This window comes from bacterium, assembly GCA_024228115.1.
GTDB lineage: Bacteria > Myxococcota_A > UBA9160 > UBA9160 > UBA6930.
Genome location: JAAETT010000287.1, coordinates 1 through 3,821, shown reverse-complemented (window position 1 = coordinate 3,821; position 3,821 = coordinate 1). Strand labels below are relative to the sequence as shown.

The following is a 3,821-nucleotide window of genomic DNA, read 5'->3' as shown; positions in this document are numbered from 1 at the left end:
TGATGAGTTACGTGGACGGACACAACGATGATCCCACTCCCTTCGTCTGGTCCAAGACAGCAGAAGAGATCATCGAAAAGGTTGGCAGAGCCAGGCGCGCGCTGGATAATGCCCCAACAGCGTGAATCACATCACTAGAAGGTGTATCGGATCCGCAAGTACATCTCGTCCCGCTCGCGAACCACCGAGAGCCCGGGCTCACTGAAGGCCTTGTTGGCGTTCCTGCCAAAGCGGTTGGAAACGCCGTCGCCGAGACCGTTGATCGACGCGTCGGTCTCTTTCCAGCGGCCAGCGAAGAGCCCCAGGCCGACGGTCGCAGAGAAGTTCTCCGTGAACCGGTAGGTCGCCTGGGGCAGCCAGGCGTCGGAGTTTGATCGGATGTCGTAGACGAAGGTCATCGAGGTCAGCAGCCGATCCTGGAAGTACCCGGTCGAAGCCGTGAGCGTGAAGAAGAAGTTCCACGGGCCCGTTCGGGAATGGCTCTGCTTGTAGTCCTCGATGTACTGGAAGAACCACTGGCTGTTGAAGAAGAAGGTCCGGTTCGCGTTCATGAAGTTGATGAACGTCGGCCGATCCACCGAGACCGTCATGTTGAAGGTATCGATCTCCGAGTTGCCGTCGAAGGCGTCCGAGTCGGAGCTCGGCAGGCCCTCCTGCCAGGTGAACTCGAGGCCCCAGTTGGTCTTCGTGACGTCCTCCGCGAAGTCCATCGAGAAGCCCAACACATTGCGCTTCTCGTAGCGGAGAACGGCATCGCCGCCGCCCTGCCAGAGGAACGTGCGCCGGCCGAAGCGACCGTTTCCGCCGGCCTTGATGCTGGAACGGGTGAGACCTGTCACGGCCAGCAACGCGGTGACATTGCCGCACCAACTGGGGCGGGCGAAGGAGCAGCGGTCCTTCGAGAACGCATCGCCCGGATCGAAGACTCCCCTGCGCTTCGCGTCATTCCTCGTGAACGTCGTTCCCTGCTCGCCCTGGCTGAGCGCGACCAGCGCCATCAGGAAGTTCCAGGAAACGACGGCCATCTCGGACCGGAACTTCTGACCGGTGATCGGATGCAACGCTCCGGCCGGATCCCCGTCAACGCGTGCGTTGTAGCAGGGATCCCCCGGGCCGCGTGAACCCGGTAGCCCGCACGCTTGACCGGGTCGCCCAGCGACGACCTCGCCGAAGAATCCGACGGTTCCAGGCTGGGCGACGCTTCGATCGGTCGTATCCCAGATGACGCCACCTTCCTGGTACGTCCCCTGGATGTCGGGGAAGGACTGGAAGAAGACTCCGGCCTCCACATTGAGGAAGTCGACGCCGTGGATGTCGCAGTCGGTCTCATAGAACGGACCGCAACCCAGCAACGCCTCCTGTTCATCCGTCAGGAACGGATCGAGACCCGAGAACAAGGCAAGTGTCGCAAAACCCGGGTTGGGGAGGCTTGACTGAGTCGAGGCGGGGTACTGAGTGATGCTCGCCGCGACACCGTCGTTGATTCCCGCGTCGAGCGGGACCAGCAACGTCGGGACTCCCCCAGTAAAGCTGCCGAAGTCGAAGAAGGTGTTGGCGAACGGCGCATGCCTGGCGATCGCAGCGGCTGTTCCCGTGAAGGCCATCCCGGGCCCATTGATCCCAGTCAACCCCCCCAGCGCGTACCAGAAGGTACTGCCATTTAGCGACCCGGGGCTGTTGTCACCCGCGCCGACCATCGCGAAGACCGTCGAGATCGGAACGGGGGCAGGCGAAATCACCACCTGACTGTTGAATACCGACTGGGCGCAGGCCGACCGGTCCAGACCGACGGTTCCCCCGCAGACCCACGCGAACGCAGTCTGGTTGGCACTGTGTTCCAGGAGCGCATTGTCCGAGGTGAGGCACGCATCCTCGCTGCCGTGGCGGCAGGAGCCCGTCGATTGACTCTTGCGCGGCCGACCCGAATTCGGATCCACGTTGCGGCTGTAGGTGAACAGCCGGTCCACGTAGAAATTGTCGTCGTAGCCGTAGAAATCGGTCAGGGCGAACGAGAAGCGTTCGTAGCGCCACTCGATGCGCCCGCCGATATCGATGCCCTTCCAGCTGTTCCACGGGTTCGGCGGCCGGATCTCGCCTGCGATGCCGACCCCGTTCTGGCCGTGATTCAACAGGCCGAACGTCTTGTTGCAGGCCACGAGCGGCGAGTACGGCTCTCCGCAGCGGCCGATGTCATTCGGCTCGAACGAGTCGAAGATCGCCGCGACCTCGAAGCGCACATCCTCGAACGGACCGATCTCGTAGAACGACCAGACCGCACGAATGGCCCACTGGGCAATCCGGCTCTCTTCGAGGGTCGGCAGCGAAGCCAGGGCCAGGTCTCGCGGGTTCAGCTGATCGGTGGTGCTGAAGAGTTCCGTCTTGCCCCAGACGATGGTCTGCTTGCCTGCTCGGACCCAGAGCCGACTATCGAACATCTCGAGCTCGAGGTAGGCCTCCTTCAGCTCCTTCTCGTCCTGCTGGGAGGCACCGCGGTTCCACTGCAGCTCGTTGATCGTGAAGTTCTGATCGAAGGAATCGAAGTCACCGTCCTTCAGCGCCTGCTGGAGCCGATCGTTCGGGTACCAGAGGCCACTGGGAACGTGGTCCGGAGCGCCCGCGTCGAAGCGCACCTCGGGTGCGGGGCGGAGCGGCAGGGCCAGGCCGCCACCGGCGCCATTCAGCACGGATTCGTTGAAATCGTGCGACCGGAACGGGTTCGGCGCCTGGTCGTTGTCATGCAACGGATCGATGTTGCACTTGATGTTGTGGACGAGCTGTTGGTTGCCACCGCCGTTCGCCGAACCCTTCGTGCGGCGGCTCGCGAATTGACACTCCTCGAGATTCTGAAACACGAGCTGGGCCGGGTCATCACTATCCGGGTCGAAGAACCCGTCATCCAGGACACCATCGAGGCCAGCGCTTGCGCCAAAGAAACCTCGGTATGTGAGGCTGCCGTTGGCCATCACCGCCCGCCGCGAACCGGGCAGGTTCACATCCTTGTGGCGGATGGCCAGGCCTCGGATGCTGTGGTCGAACTCTCGACGGGTATTGCCGGTAAACTGGGTGCCAGAAAAGCCGCTCCCGTGACCACTCTGGATACGGGCGGGCAGACGGCCCGAGCGATCGCCGTACACGTCGACGTTGTCGAACATCCAGCAGCCGCGTCGCCACACGCAGTCGAAGCGGGCTTCGACGCGGGCGAACGCACTCACCATGTCGAACGGGCCGAACCCAGCGGGCGCAATATCGGTTTCGATCTCCAGGTTCAGCACGTGGTACCACTAGGTGAGATCCCAATCGTCCGCGCCGCTGAAATCATCCCAGATGGACCGGATCTGCTGCTCGTAGAATCCGTGGACTTCGAGCTTGCCGTCCCAGAACTCGATGGCCGATGCCGGCATCGAAACCATGACGAACAGGAGTGCGCCGAGCGAACCTCGCAACCGACGAGCCGCAGATGCTACGTACATGAACCCTCCTGATGACCGAATCGCTTGTTTTGCCCTCACGCCGCGACCAAGGGCTCCCGCCCTCGTTCATCGAGACGTCGAATCAAACGTCCGGTGCGCTTTCCCCCAACAAGTCCTGACGCGGCCAAGCCCGCCGGACCCACTCGAACTGAACCACAAACGCGTAACGGCGTCCACATGGTTCTCCATGCTGTCTCTACTACTTAACACCTCTAGCCTGAACTATGCACGAAAGTTGGCTGAGAACCTGGCTTTCCACGGTTTCGGCGTGCCGCGCGGCGATTGACGCTGACGGATTTCGTTTTGGGTGGTCGATGCCCATTCCGTGGCGAGAATTTGGGGCGTGCCTCG

General features: G+C 62.3%; 2 protein-coding genes. Both read right to left on the bottom strand.

The genetic code is table 11. The features are described 5' to 3' along the window. Positions 1–134: 134 nt before the first annotated feature. Positions 135–3,272 carry a hypothetical protein gene (locus GY937_12900; GenBank protein ID MCP5057607.1) on the bottom strand — a complete coding sequence of 1,046 codons (3,138 nt, stop codon included), beginning with the start codon at positions 3,270–3,272 and terminating at the stop codon, positions 135–137. A 9-nt stretch (positions 3,273–3,281) separates the two neighbouring features. Further along, a complete protein-coding gene (locus GY937_12895) occupies positions 3,282–3,470 on the bottom strand; it encodes a hypothetical protein (protein MCP5057606.1) in 189 nt (62 codons plus the stop codon). Positions 3,471–3,821: the final 351 nt, after the last annotated feature.